The organism is Burkholderia lata (assembly GCF_000012945.1).
GTDB lineage: Bacteria > Pseudomonadota > Gammaproteobacteria > Burkholderiales > Burkholderiaceae > Burkholderia > Burkholderia lata.
The window spans coordinates 2,652,025-2,672,162 of record NC_007511.1 but is presented as its reverse complement, the minus strand read 5'-3'; the positions used below and the strand labels follow the sequence as shown (position 1 = coordinate 2,672,162).

Here is a 20,138-nt window from a genome sequence, read left to right as displayed (position 1 = left end):
ATAAATTGCGAAGCATGAACGACACCTCGATTGCCCACGCGTGCAACTGTCTCGCGCTGCGTCAGGCGGCGCGCTTCGTCACGCAACTGTACGAGCGCCATCTGGCCCCGGTTGGCGTCACGCCCGCCCAGTTCTCGATCATGGCGAACCTGATGCGCCAACCCGGCCTGCTGATGAGCGAACTCGCCGATGCGCTCGTGATGGACCGCACGACGTTGCTGCGCGCGCTGAAGCCGCTGCAGCGCGACGGCTTCGTCGCAACGGCCGCGTCCGAGCACGATGCGCGCGCGCACGCACTGAGCCTCACGAAGCTGGGCGAGCGCACGTTCGCGCAAGCGAAGGTCGCGTGGCAGGCCGCGCAGGACGAATTCGAGACGCAGTTCGGCCGCGACCGCGCGAAGGCGCTGCGCGACGAACTGTTCAGTGTGACCGCGGAACGCTAGACGGCGGGCTGGCGGCAAACTGGAGCGGAATTCGAGCCATTGGCCACTTCATTGGCGTTCCAGAGTGGGAATTGGTTTTTAAACTGTCCGGATCGATCGCGATCTGGACAGTTTTTATTTCCAGTTGTAGAGTCCTCTGACAGATTTCACGGGCCGGCGCCGCCGGTACGCGTCAGAGGAGCAACCGATGCTGCAGTTGAGTGACCGCGACAGCGCGATGCTGCGCGGAGATTTCGGCGATGGCGTCGCACGCGCGATGCGGATCGTCGCGCGCACGGCGCAAGTGATGTCCGCGCCGCACCTGATCGACATCACGTCCGCGCATATCGACGGCTGCCTTTATCACGGCCAGACCAGCCTCGATTTCGTCGAGTATTTCGTCGACACCGGCGCGAAGGTCGCGGTGCCGACCACGCTGAACGTCGGGTCGCTCGACCTGATCCATCCCGAGCTGTACCACGGCGACCGCACGATCCAGCGCGATGCGCAGCGCCTGATGGACGCGCATCTGCAGCTCGGCTGCGAATCGAGCTTCACGTGCGCGCCGTATCAACTGAAGAACCGTCCCGCGAAGGGCGAGCAGATCGCGTGGGCCGAATCGAACGCGATCGTGTTCGCGAACTCGGTGCTCGGCGCGCGGACGAGCCGGTACGGCGATTTTCTCGACCTGGCCGCCGCGATCACCGGGCGTGCGCCGTATGCGGGGCTGCATGTCGAAGCGAACCGCGCCGCGCGGATCGTGTTCAACGCGCCGGACTTCAGCCGCCTGCCGTCGCGCGACATCTATTTCGCCGCGCTCGGGCTGCTGATCGGCAGGATCGCGGGCGCGGTCGTGCCGGCGATCGTCGGGTTGCCGGCGGACACCACCGAAGACGAACTCAAGGCACTCGGCGCGGCCGCCGCGTCGAGCGGCGCCGTCGCACTGTTCCATGCGGTCGGCGTGACGCCGGAGGCGCCCACGCTCGACGCCGCATTGCACGGGCAAGCGGCGCAGCGCACGGTCGATGTCGCGATGGCCGATCTCGACGAGATTCGCCGCACGCTGAACCACGGCGCGGCCGGCGACGCGCTCGTCGCGGTGGCGCTCGGCACGCCGCATTTCTCGCTGGCCGAATTCCGCACGCTCGATGCGTTGCTCGATGCATTCGACGGCAAGCCGGCCTGCGATTTCTACGTGAACACGAGCCGGTTCATCTTGTGGGAACTGGACGAAGCCGGCCTCGCGGAGAAATTCGCTGCACGCGGCATCCAGATCGTCGTCGATACCTGCACGTACATCACGCCGGTGATGAAGCAACTGTCGGGGCTCGTGATGACCAATTCGGGGAAATGGGCGTCGTATGCGCCCGCGAACATCGGCGTGACGGTCGCGTACGGCAGCATGCGCGAATGCGTGCGTTCGGCGTACGAAGGAAAGGTGCGATTCGATGACTGAGGCCGCGCGCAAAGAATTGACGGGCGACACGCTCGTGCCGGGCAGCGCATGCGCGCGCCCGTTCGTGCTCGACAAGCCGCTCAGCTTCTGGGGCGGCTACGACTCGGGCGCGGGAAAGATCGTCGATCGCGGGCACCCTCAGGCCGGTGCGAGCCTCGCCGGCAAGGTGATGGTGATGCCGCACGCGAAGGGCTCGAGTTCGAGCAGCAGCGTGCTCGCGGAAGCCGTGCGCAACGGCACGGGGCCGGTTGCGATCGTGCTGAAGGAGCGCGACCTGATCATCTCGATCGGCGCGATCGTGGCGGCCGAGCTGTATGCGATCGCGGTGCCGGTGGTGTGCGTGACCGATGACGTGTATGACGCGATCGTCGCCGCGACGGGGGAGGTGCGGATCGAGGCGGGCGAGGGGGATGGTGGGGCGAGGATTGATCTGGGCGACGCGGCGCGTTCGGCCTGACCGATTCGCGCGCGGCACGGCGAGCGTTCCCGTTCGCCGCCGCCCGGGCGCTACAGCTGCGACCCCTTCAAGTTGCGGTGCACTTCGAGCGCATTGCGTTCGACCCAGTTGTGCTGCAGCAGCCCGTCGTCGCGCACGTGCCAGACGGCCGTGCCCGTCATGTCGATGGGCGACCCGCACGGGGCCGATCCCATGAACCCGTTGTTCTTCCCCGTCACGCGCCAGCGGCTCGCGACGCGGTCACCTGCTTCGTTCTGGAACGTTTCGACGACTTCGAACCGGAAGTCGTCGATGCTCGCGAGGAACGCCGCGACCCACGTCTTGAATGCCGTGCGCGAGCGGATGACCGTACCACCCGACGTGATCGCGAAATCCTCGGCGACGAGTGCGTCCACCGCGTCGGGGTTGCGCGCCTGCCAGACTTCCCGCCAGAAGTGCTCGACGATCTCGACCGAATTGCGTTTGCTCATCTTCCTGCTCCGTTGAAACAACGACGTTGATCCGTTTCCTGCCGCGACTCGCCATCGAGTCCGGCTGACACGAAGCCATTGTGTGAAGTTGCGAACAAGAAGACAAACGAATAATCTTTCTTGCATCTAGAAGATTATCGAATGGATGGGGCACGATGCTGGATCTGGATTTGCTGCACGCGTTCGTTGCCGTGGCCGAGACGGGCAGCTTCACGGCGGCGGCCGACGTCGTCGGCCGTTCGCAATCGGCCGTCAGCCAGAAAGTGTTGCGGCTCGAGGATGCGCTGGGCGTGCGCGTGTTCGAGCGCACGAGCCGCTCGCTGAGGCTGACGCAGGAAGGTGAGCGCGTGCTCGCCGGCGGGCGGCGGTTGCTGGCGCAGTACGACGCGTTCATGCACGAATTGCGGGAGCCGCCGCAAGTCGAGCGGCTGCGGCTCGGCGTGTCCGAAAATCTCGTGCACGCGCAACTGCCGCGCATCCTGGCGCGCTTCGGCGAGCGCTTCCCGGCCGTTCAGCTGGAACTCGTCACGGGATCGAGCCCGGAACTCGTCGACGCGCATCGGGCCGGCCTGCTCGACGTGTTTTTCGCCCGGCAGAAGCACGACGGCGCGCCAGTGCGCGGTCGCGTAATTTGGCGCGAGCCGCTGGTGTGGCTGGCTGCGAAAAACTACCGGAACGACCCGGGCCGCCCCGCGCGCCTCGTCATGATGCCGCCGCCTTGCGCCTATCGCGAAGTGATGACGGAAAGCCTGGATGCGGCACGCCGCGAATGGTCGGTGGGTTGCACGGCCAGCAATCTCGTCGGCGTGCAGGCCGCCGTCGCGGGCGGGTTGGGGGTCACCGCGCTGGGCAAGTCGTTCCTGCAGGCCGGCATGAAAATCCTGCCGACGTCCGCGCAATGGCCGGCGCTGCCCGCGTCCGAAGTCGCCGTGATCGGTGAGGACCCGGCCACGCAGCCCGTCGTCGAGCCGCTCGTCGGGATGTTCGTCGAGGTCCTGACGGCGCGTTCGTCGACGAGCCTGGATTCCGCGATCGAACCGGATTAGCGTGCGCTTTCCGGCTTCTGTACCGTCAGCCCCGCGGCCGCCTCCCGATAGGCACTCGGCGTCTGCCCCGCCCAGCGCCGGAACGCGCGCGTGAAATTCGCCGGGTCGGTGAATTGCAGCCGCTCGGCGATGGTTTTCAGGTCGAGATCCGATGCGGCAAGCAACTGTTTCGCGTCACGAAACCGCGCTTCATCGAGCAATTGCCGATAGCTCGAACCGGCGTCTTCCAGCCGGCGCCGCAGCGTGCGCGTCGACACGAGCAGTGCGTCGGCGAGCGTCTCCGGCCCTGGGTAATCGCCGGCTCCGCGTGCCAGCTCCGCCCGCACGCGTTCGACCAGGTCACCTTCCTCCTGGCGCACCTGCGCATACTCGCGCTCCACCTGCACGAGCGCTTGCCGGTGCGCGACTTCGTCGGCGAGCGGCAGCGGCCAGTCAAGCACGTCGTGCGCGATCCATAGCGCGTTGGCGGCACAGCCGAATTCGACCGGCGGCAACTGGTCGCGATAGCGCGCGAAATAGGGCGGCTCGGGCCACGCGAATTGCAGCTTGATCGACGGTGACGTGTGCCCGGACCATTGCGAGATGTTCTGCGCGAGCCCCGTCAGCACGAACTCGAACATCACGTGATGCTGCAGCACGGGGCTCGCTTGCACGCCGTGCAGTTCGAGCGTCGCGCCGCGTTCGTCTTCGTCATAGGTCAGCCGGTATTGGCGGTTGCGCATCCGGAAGTAGCGCTGCGTGACGGAGAGCGCCTCCCGGATGTCCCGCGCGGTCAGCGTCGCGTAGCCGAGAAAGCCGTGCACGGTCGGCTTCAGCAGCAGCCCGAACGCGAGCCCGATGCCCGGATCGCCACCGATCTCGATCGCATTGAGCACGAGCCGTCCCCATTGCGAGGGCGCGACGCGCGCGTCCGGTTCGGCCAGCACCGCATCGCGCAGGCCCGTGCCGGCGCGCACGGCGGCCAGATCGACTCCGCGCGCGGCCAGCGCCTGCAGCAGCAGGCGCGTATAGGCAACCGGAATCGTCGGCCGGCGCAGCCCGAGGCGGTCCTTGGCGAGGGGGGAGGTCATGTCGTTTTGGCCGGAAATGACAAGCATTATGGCTGTTTGCCCCCTCACGTTCAAGGCGGCGCGCGCCTACGATGTCACGCATCGCTTACCGGCACGAATTGGCACGCTCATCATGACCACGACCTTTCCCCACCTGCTTGCACCGCTCGATCTCGGCTTCACGACGCTGAAGAACCGCGTGCTGATGGGCTCGATGCACACGGGCCTCGAGGACAGCCGCAAGACGCTGCCGCGGCTCGCCGAATATTTCGCCGAACGCGCCCGCGGCGGTGTGGGCCTGATCGTGACGGGCGGCTTTGCGCCGAACGTGGCCGGCTGGACCAAGCCGTTCGGCGGCACGCTGATGACGTCGGCTGCCGCCCGGCGACATCGCGAGATCACGGACGCCGTGCACAGGGAGGACGGCAAGATCGCACTGCAGATCCTGCATACGGGCCGCTACGGCTATCACCCGTTTGCGGTCGCGCCGTCGAAGATCAAGTCGCCGATCTCGCCGTTTGCGCCGCACGAACTGAGCGCAGGCGGCGTCGAGCGGCAGATCCGCGCGTTCGTCCGCTGCGCGAAGCTTGCGCGGGAAGCCGGGTATGACGGCGTCGAGATCATGGGCTCTGAAGGCTACCTGATCAACCAGTTCATCTCGATGCATACGAACAAGCGCACCGACCAGTGGGGCGGTTCGTACGAGAACCGCATCCGGCTGCCGATCGAGATCATCGAGCGCACGCGCGAAGCGGTCGGCCGCGATTTCATCCTGATCTACCGGCTGTCGATGCTGGACCTGATTCCGGACGGCAGCGACTGGAGCGAAACCGTGCAGCTCGCGAAGGCCGTCGAGCGCGCGGGCGCGACGATCATCAACACGGGGATCGGCTGGCACGAGGCGCGTGTGCCGACGATCGCAACGTCGGTGCCGCGCGGCGCGTTCGCGTGGGTGACGAAGAAGATGAAGGGCGAGGTCGGCATTCCGCTCGTGACGACCAACCGGATCAACCGTCCCGAAGTGGCCGAGCAGATCCTCGCGGACGGCTGCGCGGACATGGTGTCGATGGCCCGCCCGCTGCTTGCCGATGCCGAGTTCGTGGTCAAGGCCGCGCAGGGCCGTGCCGACGAGATCAACACCTGCATCGGCTGCAACCAGGCGTGTCTCGATCACGCATTCAAGAACAAGATCGCGTCGTGCCTGCTGAATCCGCGCGCGTGCCACGAGACGGAACTGAAATACACGCCCGCCGCGCAGCCGAAGCGCATCGCGGTGGTCGGCGCGGGACCGGCCGGGCTCGCCTGCTCGACCGTGCTCGCGCAGCGCGGCCATCAGGTCGACCTGTTCGACGGCGCGGCCGAGATCGGCGGCCAGTTCAACATGGCGAAGCGCGTTCCCGGCAAGGAAGAGTTTCACGAAGCGCTGAGCTACTTCGGCCGCCAGGTCGAGCTGACCGGCGTGAACCTGCACCTGAACCGCCGCGTCGACGCGAGCGACCTGATCGCCGGCGGCTACGACGAGATCGTGCTCGCGACCGGCGTGGCGCCGCGCGATCCGAAGATCCCGGGGCAGGACGGGCCGAACGTGCTCAGCTACATCGACGTGCTCGCGGGCAGGCAGCCGGTCGGCCGGCGTGTCGCGGTGGTCGGTGCGGGCGGGATCGGCTTCGATGTCGCCGAGTACCTGGTGCAGGAGGGCGAATCGCCGGCGCTCGATCTGGACGAGTGGAAGGCCGAGTGGGGCGTGACCGACCCGGCCGCGACGCGTGGCGGCGTGACGCGTGCGCAGGTGACGGCGCCCGCGCGCGAAGTGACGCTGCTGCAGCGCAAGGCCGCGCCGCTCGGCAAGGGGCTCGGCAAGACGACCGGCTGGATTCACCGTGCGACGCTGAAGATGAAGCAGGTGAAAATGATCGGCGGCGTGAACTATGAACTGATCGATGCGCGCGGCCTGCACGTGTCGTACGGTGAGCAGCGCACCGATCACGAGCTGATCGAAGCCGACACGATCGTGCTCTGCACGGGGCAGGAGCCGCAGCGTGCGTTGCTCGCGCCGTTGCAGGCGGCCGGGCGTTCGGTGCACCTGATCGGCGGCGCGGAACTGGCGGCCGAACTCGACGCAAAGCGCGCAATCGATCAGGGTTCACGGCTCGCGGCACGGCTGTAACGGGCGGTCGCTGCAACGGGGGGCACTCGGACGTACTGCGCGAGGCGGTGATCCGTCTGCACGGCGGTTCGTGGCTCACCGTCCGCTGCACCGATTCGCTGGCGCAGGACCGGGAAGAGCCGCAGCGCTGGCCGCGTCGCCACGCAACGTGGCGGCGCTACCCCGACAGACCGTGACCGCGAACGGTCATCATCCGGCTCAGGCCGCTTCGGCCCGTTCTTCCTCTTCCGCGTCGAGCATCGCCTTGACGATCAGGTAGATGGCCGGCAGGTCGTCATCGTCGCGGCGCCAGTCGACCGGCTCCTCGACGTCTGCCGCGACCAGGCGGCTGTCGCGCAGCCGGATGAACGCGTCGACGACGGCCGGCTCGTTGCGGTTCAGGAAGCCGGCATTCGAGAATGCCAGCTCTTCGACGTTCAGCAGCGCCTGCCAGCTCATCGTGCGGACGGCCGCAGGATGGGTGCGGCGCCGCAGGCCAAGCGCCCGCTGCGCGGGACCGCCCGCGACACGTTGCAGATCGACGACCGCCCGCTGCGCGGCGCGCTCGAAGTGGACGGGGTTGAAGCCGGGTTGCTCGGGATCGAATGCGGATGCCTGGAACATGGTCGCCTCACAAAAGTCCGTTCGTCTGTGGATGACGGAATTCGGGTCAAATGGTGCAAAAGCACTGTAAATATATACAGTGTTCGGCGCGGTTTCAAGCCCCGGATGAAGGATTTCGTGCGATGGCGATCGACGCGGGCGGCCGCGCCAGGCGGTCGACCGATCTACACCGCTGCCGCGATCGTCTCCCGCAACCACCGATGCGCCGGATCGCGATGCACGCGTTCATGCCACAGCATCGACATTTCATAGCCGGGCACCTCGACCGGCGCTTCCACGACACGCAGCGCGGGCACGTCGCGCACCAGCCGCTCGGGCAGCATCGCGACGAGATCGGTGCTGGCCACGGCCGACATCACGAACAGGAAGTGCGGCACCGACAGCACGACGCGCCGCGTGGCACCCACCTTCGCGAGCGCTTCGTCCGTCACGCCGAAGAAGCCGCCGCCGTCGGGCGACACGATCACGTGCTCGAGCGTGCCGAACTGTGCGAGCGTCGGACGCCGCTTCAGCTTCGGATGCCCGGCGCGGCCGATGAGCACGTAACGCTCGGCGAACAGCGGCAAGCGCCGCATGCCGGGCGGCGACCCTTCGGTCGTATGGAAGGCGAGATCGATGCCATTTCGTTCGGCATCCTGCTCGATGCGCGGCGGTACCAGTTCGACCACGGCGAGCCGTGTGGCGGGCGCGGCCGAACGCAGCGTGCTCAGCGCGGGCAGCACGATCGTCGATTCGCCGTAGTCGGTCGCGGCCACGCGCCATGTGTTCGTCGCGGTCGCGGGATCGAACGGCGTGGCCGGAATGACCGCACGCTCGACGGCTTCGAGCGCTTCGCGCAACGGCTCGCGCAGCGCTTCCGCGCGCGCGGTCGGCCGCATTCCACGCGGCCCCGGCAGCAGCAGCGGATCGCCGAACAGGTCGCGCAGCTTCTGCAACTGCACGCTCACCGACGGCTGCGACATGTTCAGTTTCTCGGCCGCGCGCGTGACGTTGTGCTCGGCGAGCAGCACGTCCAGCGTGACGAGCAGATTGAGATCGAGTCGTCTGAGATTATTCATGGCTATACCTGGGATATCAGGAATTCATTTCAAATATACCGTTGGTCACGGCATCCTGCAGTCATTCAATCAACGGAGTACCGAACATGAACGTGCTGATCGTCTATGCCCATCCCGAACCGCGCTCGCTGAACGGCGCGTTGCGCGACTTTGCCGTCGAGCATCTCGAAGCGGCCGGCCACACGGTGCAGGTGACCGACTTGTATGCGATGAACTGGAAGGCGGCGTTTGATGCGGATGACCTGACCGGGCGCGAGCCGGATGCGCGTTTCGATCCGTCGAACGACTCGAAGCACGCGTTTGCATCCGGCACGCAGCGCGAAGACATCGTGCGCGAGCAGGACAAGCTGAGGTGGGCCGATGCGGTGATCCTGCAGTTCCCGCTGTGGTGGTTCTCGATGCCGGCGATCATGAAGGGCTGGTTCGAGCGCGTGTATGCCTGCGGTTTTGCGTACGGTGTCGGCGAGCATTCCGATACGCACTGGGGCGATCGCTACGGTGAAGGCTCGTTTGCCGGCAAGCGCGCGATGGTGATCGTCACGGCGGGCGGGTGGGAATCGCATTACAGCCCGCGCGGGATCAACGGGCCGATCGACGACGTGCTGTTCCCGATCCAGCACGGGATGCTGTATTACCCGGGCTTCGACGTGCTGCCGCCGTTCGTGATCTATCGCACCGGGAAGATGAACGACGCGCGCTTCGACGAAACGCGTGCGGCGCTCGGCAAGCGGCTGGATGCGCTTTGGACCACGCAGCCGATCCCGTTCCGGCGGCAGAACGCGGGCGATTACGCGATTCCGGCGTTGACGCTGAAGGACGAGATCGCACCGGGGAAGGTGGGGTATGCGGCGCATCTGGCGCACGAACATGGATGATGCATGGCCGGCCCGCGCGAGAAAGCGACGCGCGGGCGTATCGACACCTGCGCCGGAATCAAGTAGTTTCCGGAGATCGACGCGATTCGTCTGCACAATAGGCCGGCATGGCCCGCGCAGCGAATCGGTCTCGACGGAGAACAACAACGATGACTTTCGAACAACCGGGCCAGGCAGAACCGATCGATGACAACCGCGCCGTCCTGCTGATCGAACTCGAAGCCGGCGGTTATCTGACGGAGGAGCAGGCGGCGCGTGCCACCCAGCGTCTGAGGGATGCACCGGCCGAGTTTCCCGATACCGATTCCGTGCGCAAACTGCTCGACTGGCTGATCGCCGAGGGCTACACGACGGCGGAAGCCGAGGCGAAAGCCACGCATGAACTGCTGGACGGCCGCTACGCGAGCGGCAACGCGAAAATCGTCCTGCTGACGGTGCTGGAGGAGATCGATCCGCCCCGGTTCGAACAGCGTCGGAACGAAACGGTCGCATCGATGCAGCGCGAGCAAAAGAAGAAGCAGATGCTGATCGGCTTCGGCGGCCTGGCTGCCGCGCTGGCGGTGGGCGCCTACCTGTTGTGGCCCGCATCGGCGCCCGCGTGCAGCGCGTCGAGCACGACCAAGGCACTGAACTCGCTGATGTTCGACGCGCGCATGGACATGATGCGCAAGAACCCGATGCAGATGCTCGACCAGGGCAGCAAGTCGTTTCCGCACGTCAGCAACCCCCGTGAAGTCGGCTACGACGAGGCCAATCGCGCGCGCGGTTGCCTGGCGGACGTGAGTATCGCCGACGAGCACGCGACGCTCGGCTATGTGGTTCGGCACGACGACAAGGACAAGAGCGCCTTTGTCGTGCAGATGTTTCCGCCCGAATACGTGACGGTTCGCTACAGTGCGCAGGGCCTGAATCCGAAGCTCGGCGCACCGCTCGGCCGTGACGTCATCAGCACGGCTTTCATGGCGGGCGTCGCGCAACTCGACAAGGAGGTGTCGGCGCGCATGCCGAGCTATGGCAAGCCGATGTTCGGCGATGACAAGCCGACGACGCTGACGAGCAACGTGCTGGGCGTCATGCCGGCTGCCGACTGCAAGCAGATCGACGGCGACCATGTGTCGTGTCCATTGCTGATCGACTATCGCGACCGGCTGCTCGGCGCGATCGGTGCGCCGTCGATGCTGCAGTTGAAGGGCGATTTCACGTTCGTCAAGGACGGTAGCGGCTGGAAAACCGCCGACGATTTCGACAAGACGCTGATGGAGGCGATCGTCGCGCGACGCGTCGCGAAGGTGTATGGCGACGAAGTCGCCGACAAGATGGAGGCGGAGAAGCAGAAGTAGGGCGCGCGGCAACCTGATCCGCCGCTGCGGATGACGCAATGAAACGGGCGGCCTGCGAGGCAATCGCAGGCCGCCCGTTTTTCCTGTCAGTGCTCGACCGCCTGCTTAGCGATCGTCTTCCCGCACCGAAGACGGATGCCGGCACAGCGCCCGCACTTCCATCTCCATATACGGGAACAGCGGCAGCTGGCTCAGCAGGTCATGCAGCTGCTGCACGCTTTCGACGTCGAAGATGCTGACGTTCGCATACTGCCCGGCGATCCGCCACAGGTGCCGCCAGGTTCCTTCGTTCATCAGCCGCTGGCACATCGCCTTTTCTTCGGCCTTCAGCGTGGCCGCCTTGACCGGATCCATGTCGGTCGGCAGACGGACGGTCATTTCCACATGAAACAGCATCCTGCACTCCTTGCTTTATCGGTTCGTCGAATCGGAAGGCCACTCACGCCTGCGCGCGGGCTCGCTCGACTTCGCTGCCCGGCACGTCCTGCTTGTCCTTGAGCAGCGAGAAGTCGAAGTCGATCAGCGCGAACTGCCCGTCGACGCCATACGGCTTGCCTTCCGCGCCTTCGGCCTGCTTCACTGCCGGGATCAGCCCTTCGCGCGTTGCAAAGGCGAAGTCGTCCCACAGATGCGGATCGCCATCGATGTTGATCTGCGTCGTCAGCTTACGATAACCGTCCGCCGAAACGAAGAAGTGAATGTGCGCCGGACGATGGCCGTGGCGGCCGAGCTGGTCGAGCAGTTGCTCGGTCTTGCCGCCCGGCGGCACGCTGTAGCCGACCGGCAGCACGCTGCGGAAGCTGTAGCGGCCGTCGGCATCGGTGCGGATCGAGCGGCGCAGGTTGAACGCGGGCTGCGACTGATCGAAGTACGAGTAGTTGCCAAGATGGTTCGCATGCCACACCTCGACCAGCGCGTTCGCGACCGGTGCGCCGTCGTGGCCGAGCACCTGGCCGCGCATGATGAGCGTCTGGCCCGGATCGGTGCCGTCGTCGAGACGCGCATGGCCGACCGATTCCGGTGCGCCGGCAACATACAGCGGACCTTCGATCGTGCGCGGCGTGCCGCCCTGGATACCGGCCTTCGCTTCGGCTTCGTCCATTCGCACGTCGAGGAAGTGTTCGAGGCCGAGACCGGCGGCGATCAGGCCGAGTTCCTTGCCCGCTTCGTTCAGGTAGTTCAGCGCCGTCCAGAATTCGCTCGGCTGCACGTCGAAGTCCTCGATCGTGTAGCAGATGTCCTTCACGATCCGGTTGACGATCGCGCGCACGCGCGGGTTGCCCGGCTGCTCGGCGGCGTCGTCGAAGGTCTTCAGCAGTGCGTCGATGGCTTGCTTGTTCATCTGTGTCTCCGGTTTCGGTTGTCGTGTGGGGTCAACGGGCGTCGCGTCGCATCCGTTCGATGCGGGCCCAGTCGAAGGTGATGCCGAGGCCGGGCGTCGCCGGCAGGTGCAGCTTGAAATCCTCGTAGCGCAGCGGCTCGACGAGGATTTCCTCGGTGAGCAGCAGGGGGCCGAACAGCTCGGTGCCCCATTTCAGCGAGTCGAACGTGCTGAACAGTTGCGCGGACGCCATCGTGCCGGCCGCGCCCTCGAGCATCGTGCCGCCGTACAGTTCGATGCCGGCCGCCGCCGCGATCGACGCGACGCTCGCCGCACCCTGCAGGCCACCCGATTGCGCGATCTTCACCGCGAACACGTCGGCCGCGCGATCCTGCGCGAGTGCGAACGCGTCGACGGGGCCGTGCAGCGCTTCGTCGGCCATGATCGGCACCTGTGCGAGCTGCGTCAGGCGTTTCAGCCCCGCGCGGTTGGTCGCGGCGATCGGTTGCTCGACGAGGCTCACGCCGGCTTCCGCGAGCCGTGCGCCGGCCCAGATCGCGTCGGTTTCGCTCCATGCCTGGTTCACGTCGACGCGCACGTCGCCGCGCTCGCCGAGCGCGCGCTTGATCGCGATCACGTGCGCGACGTCGTCGGCCACGGCGTTCGAGCCGATCTTCAGCTTGAACGCGCGGTGGCGGCGCGCGTCGAGCATCGCTTCGGCTTCTGCGATGTCGCGCTGCGTGTCGCCGCTCGCGAGCGTCCATGCGACATCGACCGCATCCGTGCGGCGGCCGCCGAACAGCTCGGACAGCGGTACGCCGAGGCGGCGCGCCTGCGCGTCGAACAGCGCGGTCTCGATCGCGCACTTCGCGAAGCGGTTGCCCTGGAACAGTTTGCGGGCGCGCGCCAGCGCAGCGCCCGGACGCGTCGCGTCCATGCCCTGCAGCAGCGGCGCGAAGTAGGTGTCGATGTTGACCTTGATGCTTTCGGGGCTCTCCTCGCCGTACGCGAGGCCGCCGATGGTGGTCGCCTCGCCGACACCTTCGATACCGTCCGTGCATCGAACACGGACCAGCACGAGGGTCTGGCAATTCATCGTGGCGACCGACAATTTGTGGGGCCGGATCGTCGGCACGTCGACGAGCAGCGTCTCGATGCGTTCGATGGTGGCGGCAGTTGCTATCATGCGATTCCTCCTGTTGGTGCACATGGTAGGAATTCCCGCCCCGCGTCGTCCAACACTCTTTCCGACTACTTCCATACCTTTGAGGCATGAAATGGAATTGCGTCAGCTCCGCTACTTCATCGCCGTCGCCGAGGAAATGAACATCACGCGGGCGGCCGAGCGGCTGCACATGACGCAGCCGCCGCTCAGCCGCCAGCTCCAGGCGATCGAGGACGAGATCGGGCTGCCGCTGTTCGAGCGCGGTGCGCGGCCGCTGAAACTGACGGATGCGGGGCGCGTGTTCTATGCGCAGGCGAAGCGCCTCGTCGACCAGGCCGACGAGCTCGGCCCGCTGACGCGGCGGCTTGCGCAGCTGTCGGAGCGGGTCGTGATCGGCTTCGTGCCGTCGACGCTGTACGGCGCGCTGCCGGACGTGATCCGCGCGTTTCGCGAGGCGCAGCCGGACGTCGAACTGTCGCTGATCGAAATGTTCACGCTCGAACAGCTCGGCGCGCTGAAGGGCGGGCGGATCGACGTGGGTTTCGGCCGGCTGCGTTTCGACGACGACCAATTGGTGCGCGAGGCGCTGATCGAGGAAAAGCTGATCGCGGCGCTGCCGATCGGGCATCCGCTGGCCGATCCGGCCCGGCCGCTGACGCTCGCGGATATCGCGAACGAGACGCTGATCGTCTATCCGAGCACGCCGCGGCCGAGCTTCGCCGATCAGCAGCTGTCCGCGCTGCGCGACGGCGCGCTGGTGCCGGCGGCCGTTCACGAGGTACGCGAGCTGCAGACGGCGCTCGGGCTGGTGGCCGCGCAGGTGGGCGTGTCGCTGGTGCCGGAGAGCGTGGAAGGCGTGCGCGTGAAGGGCGTGGTCTACCGGCGGTTGCCGGAGCCGGCCGCGACGTCGCCGATCATCATGAGCCGCCGGCTGCACGGCGAAAGCGCCGTCACGGCGGCGTTTTGCGCGATCGCGCGGGAGATGATCGTGCCGGCAGGATGACGATCGTCGTTGTTTCTATAAATCGCAACTAACGGTCTGTTTCGGCAGGCACCCGCAAATGCGGGGAGCGCGTCGCGGTTTCATATCGTTCCGGGCAAGGTCGAGACCCGGCCGGGCAAGCCGCCGGCCGCGCGAGCGTACGCGGCGTCAGCGCTTCCCGTCGAGCGTTTCCGACGGCGATTCGCCAAACTTCTCCCGGTACGCGATCGCGAATCGCCCCAGGTGCGTAAACCCGCAATCGAGCGCGACATCGGCGATCCGCCGGTCGGACGCCGAGCCGCGCAGCAGCTCGCGCGCATGGTCGAGCCGCGTCGCGCGCAGGTATTGCATCGGGCTCATGCCGCGGAACTGCAGGAACGCGTCGCGCAGGGTCCGTTCCGGCACGTTGGCGGCCTGAACGATATCGGCGAGCTGCAGCGGCTGCGCATAGTGCGCGTTCACGAACTCCTGCGCGCGCCGCACGAAGCCCGGTGCCGGGTCGCGGTGCGACGCCCGCAGCACGGACGGCGGGTGGCCTTCGATCAGCAGGTCGATCAGCAGGTGCTCGAGCTGGGAGGCGACGCGCGGGTTCGCGTTCGCGCGTTCGAGCAGTTCGGGCGACCGTGCGACGAGCATCAGTTGCTGGCGCCACGCGGCAAGCGCGGCGTCGCTGACGTGCAGCACGGGATCGAGCGTCGCGCGCGGGTCGCCGGTCAGCGAGCCGACGGTCGCCGCGTCGATGCGCAGCACGAACTGCTCGCAATCGGCCGACAGCACCGCGTCGAAGCGCTCGCCGGGCGCGCACAGCACGCCGGTCTGGCCGTCGACGCCGAGCTGCCGCCCCATCGCGCGCACCTCGGCCTGGCCGGACAAACAGAACATCAGCAGGTAGTAGCCGTCGACCGCGTCGACCTGCACGCGCATCGCGTCGCCGAACGCGATCGTGCCGATCCCGAGCCCGCCGAGCCTGACGAAATCCATGTGCGACGCACCACGCGTGCGGCCGCTCGGCAGCAGCGCATGCGGCTGCATCACGCGCGAGATCCGCTCGCGCGTCTCGTCGAGATCGCGGGATTCGAACAGCCGGTGCGCGCGCAGCGCGAGCGGCTCGAACGACGTTGGGGACATGGGCATCAGCCTTGGTGTAGACGGCCTGCGCTTCGATCCGATCAATGGGTCGCGATCGTGCGCGGGGTCGTATGTGCCGTCATGCTAGCGCAGAAATCCGCCGAAAGTGGATATTGCACCGCCGCAATCGCACTTTCCGGATAGACGGCGAATATTAGCTTTTCAAAAATCGGCTCCATGCATTCAACGAAACGGATCGACCAGGAGTCCGACATGGAGCAGACAGAATCGCCCGTCGTTTTCGCCACGCGCGACGACGCATCCGACGTGACCTTTCCGCACGAAGACGGCTCGCGCGTGCCGTACAAGGTGTTCAGCTCGCGCGCGGTCTACGATCGCGAGCAGGAACGCATCTTCCGCGGCCCGACGTGGAACTTCGTCGCGCTGGAAGCGGAAATCCCGAACGCCGGCGACTTCAAGAGCACGTTCGTCGGCGATACGCCGGTGGTCGTCACGCGCACCGAGGACGGCACGCTGTCCGCATGGGTGAACCGCTGCGCGCACCGCGGCGCGCAGGTGTGCCGCAAGTCGCGCGGCAACGCGAACTCGCACACGTGCGTCTATCACCAGTGGAGCTTCGACAATTCGGGCAACCTGCTCGGCGTGCCGTTCCGGCGCGGCCAGAAGGGGATGTCCGGGATGCCGGCCGACTTCGACCCGAAGCAGCACGGGCTGCGCAAGCTGCGCGTCGACAGCTATCGCGGGCTCGTGTTCGCCACCTTCAGCGACGACGTGATGCCGCTGCCCGACTATCTCGGCGAGCAGATGCGGCCGTGGATCGACCGGATCTTCCACAAGCCGATCGAGTATCTCGGCTGTACGCGCCAGTATTCGAAGTCGAACTGGAAGCTGTACATGGAGAACGTGAAGGACCCGTATCACGCGAGCATGCTGCACCTGTTCCATACGACCTTCAACATCTTCCGCGTCGGGATGAAGGCGCGCTCGATCCCGGATGCGAACCACGGGCTGCACAGCATCATCACGGTGACGAAGACGGGCGACGACACGTCGGCCGCGTACAAGCAGCAGAACATCCGCTCGTTCGACGAAGGTTTCCATCTGGAAGACGAATCGATTCTCGACCTCGTGTCGGAATACGACGAGGACTGCACGAACCATATCCAGCCGATCTTCCCGCAGCTCGTGATCCAGCAGATCCACAACACGCTGGTCGCACGGCAGATCCTGCCGAAAGGCCCCGACAACTTCGAACTGATCTTCCACTTCTTCGGCTACACGGACGATACGCCCGAGCTGCGCGCGCTGCGCATCAAGCAGGCGAACCTCGTCGGGCCGGCCGGCTACATCTCGATGGAGGACACGGAGGCGACCGAGCTCGTGCAGCGCGGCACGGTGCGCGACGGCGACGCGACGTCGGTGATCGAGATGTCGCGCGGCAATCCGGACCAGCAGGACACGGTGATCACCGAAAGCCTGATCCGCAAGTTCTGGGTCGGCTACCAGAAGCTGATGGGCTATTGAAGCGGGAGCGGAATGATGGAAAACCTGACGGAAGACATGAAGACGTGGTTCGAGATTTACATGCTCCAGAACCGCTATATCGGGCACCTCGACAACAACCGGCTCGAAGCATGGCCGACGATGTTCACCGAGGACTGCACGTACGAAATCGTGCCGAAGGAAAACGCCGACCTCGGGCTGCCGGTCGGGATCGTCCACTGCACGAACCAGCGGATGCTGCGCGACCGCGTGGTGTCGCTGCGGCACGCGAACATCTACGAAGAGCACACGTACCGGCACATGACGTCGGGCCTGACGATCGTCGCGGAACGCGACGGCGAGATCGACACCGAGAGCAACTACGTCGTCGTGCAGACGCGCAGCAACGGCGAGTCGAACGTGTACCAGGCCGGCAAGTACTACGACACGGTCGTGCGCACGCCGGACGGGCTGCGCTACAAGACCAAGCGGGTGATCTACGACACGTCGCGCGTGCAGACGCTGCTCGCCACCCCGATCTGAAACGGAAGCAAGGAACAGACATGACCGAAGCAACGCTCGCCGAGTGGCATCCGCTTGGCGCTTTCGACGAATTCTCCGAAGACGAACCGGCGGCGCGCGTCGCCGGCCAGAAGCCGATCGCCGTGTTCCGGATCGGCGACGAACTGTTCGCGATGCACGACCTCTGCACGCACGGCCATGCGCGGCTGTCCGAAGGCTATGTGGAGGACGGCTGCGTCGAATGCCCGCTGCACCAGGGGCTGATCGACATCCGCACCGGTGCGCCGAAATGCGCGCCGATCACGGAGCCGGTACGGACCTATCCGATCCGGATCGTCGGCGGGCAGGTGGAAGTCAATGTCGGCTGATCCGTTCGTGATCGTCGGCGCCGGGCATGCGGCGCGGCGCACCGCCGAAGCGCTGCGCGAGCGCGATGCGGCGGCGCGCATCGTGATGATCGGCGCGGAGCGCGAGTTGCCGTACGACCGGCCCGCGCTGTCGAAGGACGCATTGCTGAGCGACGGCGGCGAGCAGCGTGCGTTCGTGCGCGATGCGGCTTGGTACGACGCGCAACGCATCGAGCTGCGGCTCGGCACGCGTGTCGACGCGATCGAGCGCGATGCGCAGCGCGTGCGGCTCGACGACGGCACGACGCTCCCTTATGCGAGTCTCGTGCTCGCGACGGGTTCGCGGGTGCGCACGTTCGATGGTGCGATCGACGAAGGCGTCAAGCCGCATTACGTCCGTACGGTCGACGATGCACGTACGTTGCGCGCGCAACTTTTGCCGGGGCGTCGAGTGGCGGTGCTCGGAGGCGGCTTCATCGGCCTCGAGGTCGCGGCGGCGGCGCGCCAGCTCGGCTGTGAGGTGACGGTGATCGATCCGGCGCCGCGCCTGCTGCAGCGCGCGTTGCCGGAAGTGGTCGGCGCGTATGCGCATCAGTTGCACGATGCGCGCGGCGTGGTCTTCCAGATGGCGACGCTGCCGCGCGCGATTCGTCGCGCACCGGGCGGCGGCGCGATCGTCGAGACCGATCGTGGCGACGTGCCGGCCGACCTCGTCGTGGTCGGCATCGGCGTCGTGCCGAATGTCGAGCTGGCGCAGGCGGCGGGACTCGATATCGACAACGGGATACGCGTCGACGCGGGCTGCCGCACGGTCGATCCCGCGATCTTTGCGGCGGGCGAGGTGACGATGCACTTCAATCCGCTGCTCGGGCGTCACGTTCGGATCGAATCGTGGCAGGTGGCCGAAAACCAGCCGGCTGTCGCGGCCGCGAACGTGCTCGGCGCCGACGACACCTATGCCGAGCTGCCGTGGCTGTGGTCCGATCAGTACGACTGCAACCTGCAGATGCTCGGGCTGTTCGGCAGCGAGCGCACGATCGTCGTGCGCGGCGATCCCGCAAACGGGCCGTTCACGGTGTTCGGGCTGGGCGATGACGGCAAGATCGTCGCGGTGGCCGCGGCGAACCTGGGGCGCGACATCGGCGCATCACGTCGTTTGATTGCGGCGGGGGCGGTGCCGGACCCGGTGAAGCTTGCGGATCCGGCGGTCAATCTGAAGGCGTTCATGTAACAGGGAAGGCGCGGCCCGATCATCCGGCCGCGCCGCGCGCTGCTTCGTCAAGCGGCCTTGCCGTACCCCTGGAACACGCTCAGGTCCGGATACACGTTGCGAATCTTGCGCCATTCGTTCGCATCGTAGAACTCGCACGCGCCGGCCGTGAAGCGCTTCGCGACTTCGACCGAGAAGCGCACGGCTTCGGCCAGATCGACTTCGTGGCTCGCGCTCGAATCGCTGCCGCCGACCACCGCACGCGCGGTGATCGCGACGCCGACCACCGGCTTGTCGGTGCCGACGTGCGGCTGCATGATGCTGTTGAAGTGCGACAGCCCGTTGTCGTACGGCGTGATGTCCTGCAGCGAGATCGGGAACGTGACGGCCGGCATGCCGGTCGTCGATTCCATGATCGACACGAGATCCGGCGCCATCCGCAGGATGTAACCCTGCATCGCGGTCGGCGACAGCGCGAAGCCGCGCTGCTTGACGATCCGGTTGCCCTTCGACGCATCGAGCGACAGGATGGCATCCATGTCGGGCGTCACTTCATGGCGGTTCATCGTGGCCGACGAAACCGGCATCCCCATGAACGGCACGCCGTTGTTCTCGCTCATCGATACATCGGTCGACAGGTGTGTCGTGACGATCACGTCGCCGGGCAGCACGTCGCCGTTCGCCTTCATCTCCGCGAGTTTCAGCGCGGCCGCGAGCGAGCCGATCGGGCCGTCCGCGTCCGACACCATCCCGAACTTCGCGGGCCGCGCGCCGATCGCGCCGTTGCGGCCGACGATGCCGAGCGTGCGGGCATCGCCGCCGGCCGTCTTGCCGCGCGAGCCGGGAATCACGATCGTGATGAAGTCGGTCGTCTTCGTCGGGTCTTCCGGCGGTTCGTTATTGACCGTGGTGACCTCGACCGTCACGCCATGCGCCGCATACGGCGCAAACAGCGCGGCAATGTGCTGCCCGTTGACGATCGCGCCATCGAGCGCGTCGAAAATGACGAGGGTCTGTTTCAGTGCCATCGAATGCCTCTTGATTCAGGTTGCCGATGCGGCGGTCGTGCGCCGCGCC

At 66.4% G+C, this 20,138-nt stretch carries 21 protein-coding genes; 12 read left to right on the top strand and 9 right to left on the bottom strand.

Going from position 1 to position 20,138, the window contains the following annotated elements; all coding sequences use genetic code 11:
• Positions 1–14 precede the first annotated feature (14 nt).
• The 3 genes from BCEP18194_RS34435 (at position 15) to BCEP18194_RS34425 (ending at position 2,335) form a co-directional block, all read left to right on the top strand.
• Entirely contained in the window at positions 15–443 is a 429-nt protein-coding gene (locus BCEP18194_RS34435; RefSeq protein WP_041493364.1) for a MarR family winged helix-turn-helix transcriptional regulator, read from the top strand.
• 187 nt (positions 444–630) lie between these two features.
• Entirely contained in the window at positions 631–1,878 is a 1,248-nt protein-coding gene (locus BCEP18194_RS34430) for an aconitase X (RefSeq protein WP_011355933.1), read from the top strand.
• Positions 1,871–2,335, top strand: a complete 465-nt coding sequence (locus tag BCEP18194_RS34425) for an aconitase X swivel domain-containing protein (protein ID WP_011355932.1) — start codon at positions 1,871–1,873, stop codon at positions 2,333–2,335. Before BCEP18194_RS34430 ends, BCEP18194_RS34425 begins: the two co-directional genes overlap by 8 nt.
• A gap of 50 nt (positions 2,336–2,385) precedes the next feature.
• Here the strand turns inward: BCEP18194_RS34425 and BCEP18194_RS34420 are convergent, their stop codons facing one another.
• Positions 2,386–2,805, bottom strand: a complete 420-nt coding sequence (locus tag BCEP18194_RS34420) for an ester cyclase (RefSeq protein ID WP_011355931.1) — start codon at positions 2,803–2,805, stop codon at positions 2,386–2,388.
• Positions 2,806–2,960: 155 nt separating this feature from the next.
• Here BCEP18194_RS34420 and BCEP18194_RS34415 point away from each other — a divergent pair, with 155 nt between their 5' ends.
• On the top strand, positions 2,961–3,851 hold the full coding sequence (locus tag BCEP18194_RS34415) for a LysR family transcriptional regulator (protein ID WP_011355930.1): 891 nt from the start codon (positions 2,961–2,963) through the stop codon (positions 3,849–3,851).
• Here the strand turns inward: BCEP18194_RS34415 and BCEP18194_RS34410 are convergent.
• Entirely contained in the window at positions 3,848–4,948 is a 1,101-nt protein-coding gene (locus BCEP18194_RS34410) for an AraC family transcriptional regulator (RefSeq protein ID WP_041493363.1), read from the bottom strand. The genes BCEP18194_RS34415 and BCEP18194_RS34410 overlap by 4 nt on opposite strands.
• Positions 4,949–5,033: 85 nt before the next feature.
• Here BCEP18194_RS34410 and BCEP18194_RS34405 point away from each other — a divergent pair, with 85 nt between their 5' ends.
• Complete coding sequence (locus BCEP18194_RS34405; protein WP_011355928.1) at positions 5,034–7,067, top strand: NADPH-dependent 2,4-dienoyl-CoA reductase; 2,034 nt, start codon at positions 5,034–5,036, stop codon at positions 7,065–7,067.
• A gap of 198 nt (positions 7,068–7,265) precedes the next feature.
• Here BCEP18194_RS34405 and BCEP18194_RS34400 read toward each other — a convergent pair whose 3' ends face one another.
• Together BCEP18194_RS34400 and BCEP18194_RS34395 are read right to left on the bottom strand one after the other, a co-directional pair.
• Positions 7,266–7,670, bottom strand: coding sequence for a DUF2471 family protein (locus tag BCEP18194_RS34400; RefSeq protein WP_011355927.1), 405 nt, complete (start codon positions 7,668–7,670; stop codon positions 7,266–7,268).
• Positions 7,671–7,834: 164 nt separating this feature from the next.
• Complete coding sequence (locus BCEP18194_RS34395; protein WP_011355926.1) at positions 7,835–8,728, bottom strand: LysR family transcriptional regulator; 894 nt, start codon at positions 8,726–8,728, stop codon at positions 7,835–7,837.
• A gap of 86 nt (positions 8,729–8,814) precedes the next feature.
• On the opposite strand from BCEP18194_RS34395, the gene BCEP18194_RS34390 reads away from it, so the two are divergent.
• Complete coding sequence (locus BCEP18194_RS34390; protein WP_011355925.1) at positions 8,815–9,603, top strand: NAD(P)H-dependent oxidoreductase; 789 nt, start codon at positions 8,815–8,817, stop codon at positions 9,601–9,603.
• A 149-nt stretch (positions 9,604–9,752) separates the two neighbouring features.
• The gene (locus BCEP18194_RS34385; protein ID WP_011355924.1) at positions 9,753–10,943 is read left to right on the top strand and encodes a hypothetical protein; all 1,191 of its coding nucleotides are present in this window, start codon (positions 9,753–9,755) and stop codon (positions 10,941–10,943) included.
• Positions 10,944–11,048: 105 nt separating this feature from the next.
• Here the strand turns inward: BCEP18194_RS34385 and catC are convergent, their stop codons facing one another.
• From catC to BCEP18194_RS34370, 3 genes are read right to left on the bottom strand one after another with little or no spacing between them, the layout of a single operon-like run.
• The gene (gene catC, locus BCEP18194_RS34380; protein ID WP_011355923.1) at positions 11,049–11,339 is read right to left on the bottom strand and encodes a muconolactone Delta-isomerase; all 291 of its coding nucleotides are present in this window, start codon (positions 11,337–11,339) and stop codon (positions 11,049–11,051) included.
• A 43-nt stretch (positions 11,340–11,382) separates the two neighbouring features.
• Positions 11,383–12,285 carry a catechol 1,2-dioxygenase gene (gene catA / locus BCEP18194_RS34375; protein ID WP_011355922.1) on the bottom strand — a complete coding sequence of 301 codons (903 nt, stop codon included), beginning with the start codon at positions 12,283–12,285 and terminating at the stop codon, positions 11,383–11,385.
• 31 nt (positions 12,286–12,316) lie between these two features.
• Positions 12,317–13,450, bottom strand: coding sequence for a muconate/chloromuconate family cycloisomerase (locus BCEP18194_RS34370; protein ID WP_011355921.1), 1,134 nt, complete (start codon positions 13,448–13,450; stop codon positions 12,317–12,319).
• Between the two features lie 91 nt (positions 13,451–13,541).
• On the opposite strand from BCEP18194_RS34370, the gene BCEP18194_RS34365 reads away from it, so the two are divergent.
• Positions 13,542–14,432: a LysR family transcriptional regulator gene (locus BCEP18194_RS34365; RefSeq protein ID WP_011355920.1), complete on the top strand. Its 891-nt coding sequence runs from the start codon at positions 13,542–13,544 to the stop codon at positions 14,430–14,432.
• A 147-nt stretch (positions 14,433–14,579) separates the two neighbouring features.
• Here the strand turns inward: BCEP18194_RS34365 and andR are convergent, their stop codons facing one another.
• Entirely contained in the window at positions 14,580–15,539 is a 960-nt protein-coding gene (gene andR / locus BCEP18194_RS34360; protein ID WP_041493362.1) for an anthranilate 1,2-dioxygenase regulatory protein AndR, read from the bottom strand.
• A gap of 213 nt (positions 15,540–15,752) precedes the next feature.
• Between andR and andAc the strand changes: the two genes are divergently transcribed.
• Genes andAc through andAa form a run of 4 tightly spaced genes read left to right on the top strand, consistent with a single transcriptional unit; the run spans position 15,753 to position 19,082 of the window.
• A complete protein-coding gene (gene andAc / locus BCEP18194_RS34355; protein ID WP_041493361.1) occupies positions 15,753–17,024 on the top strand; it encodes an anthranilate 1,2-dioxygenase large subunit AndAc in 1,272 nt (423 codons plus the stop codon).
• Positions 17,025–17,036: 12 nt separating this feature from the next.
• The gene (gene andAd, locus BCEP18194_RS34350) at positions 17,037–17,525 is read left to right on the top strand and encodes an anthranilate 1,2-dioxygenase small subunit AndAd (RefSeq protein WP_011355917.1); all 489 of its coding nucleotides are present in this window, start codon (positions 17,037–17,039) and stop codon (positions 17,523–17,525) included.
• Between the two features lie 20 nt (positions 17,526–17,545).
• Positions 17,546–17,872, top strand: a complete 327-nt coding sequence (gene andAb / locus BCEP18194_RS34345; RefSeq protein ID WP_011355916.1) for an anthranilate 1,2-dioxygenase ferredoxin subunit AndAb — start codon at positions 17,546–17,548, stop codon at positions 17,870–17,872.
• A complete protein-coding gene (andAa, locus tag BCEP18194_RS34340) occupies positions 17,862–19,082 on the top strand; it encodes an anthranilate 1,2-dioxygenase system ferredoxin--NAD(+) reductase (RefSeq protein WP_011355915.1) in 1,221 nt (406 codons plus the stop codon). The genes andAb and andAa overlap by 11 nt, the downstream gene beginning before the upstream one ends.
• Before the next feature lie 47 nt (positions 19,083–19,129).
• On the opposite strand, the gene BCEP18194_RS34335 is transcribed toward andAa, so the two are convergent.
• The gene (locus BCEP18194_RS34335) at positions 19,130–20,089 is read right to left on the bottom strand and encodes a DUF1177 domain-containing protein (RefSeq protein ID WP_011355914.1); all 960 of its coding nucleotides are present in this window, start codon (positions 20,087–20,089) and stop codon (positions 19,130–19,132) included.
• Between the last annotated feature and the right edge of the window lie 49 nt (positions 20,090–20,138).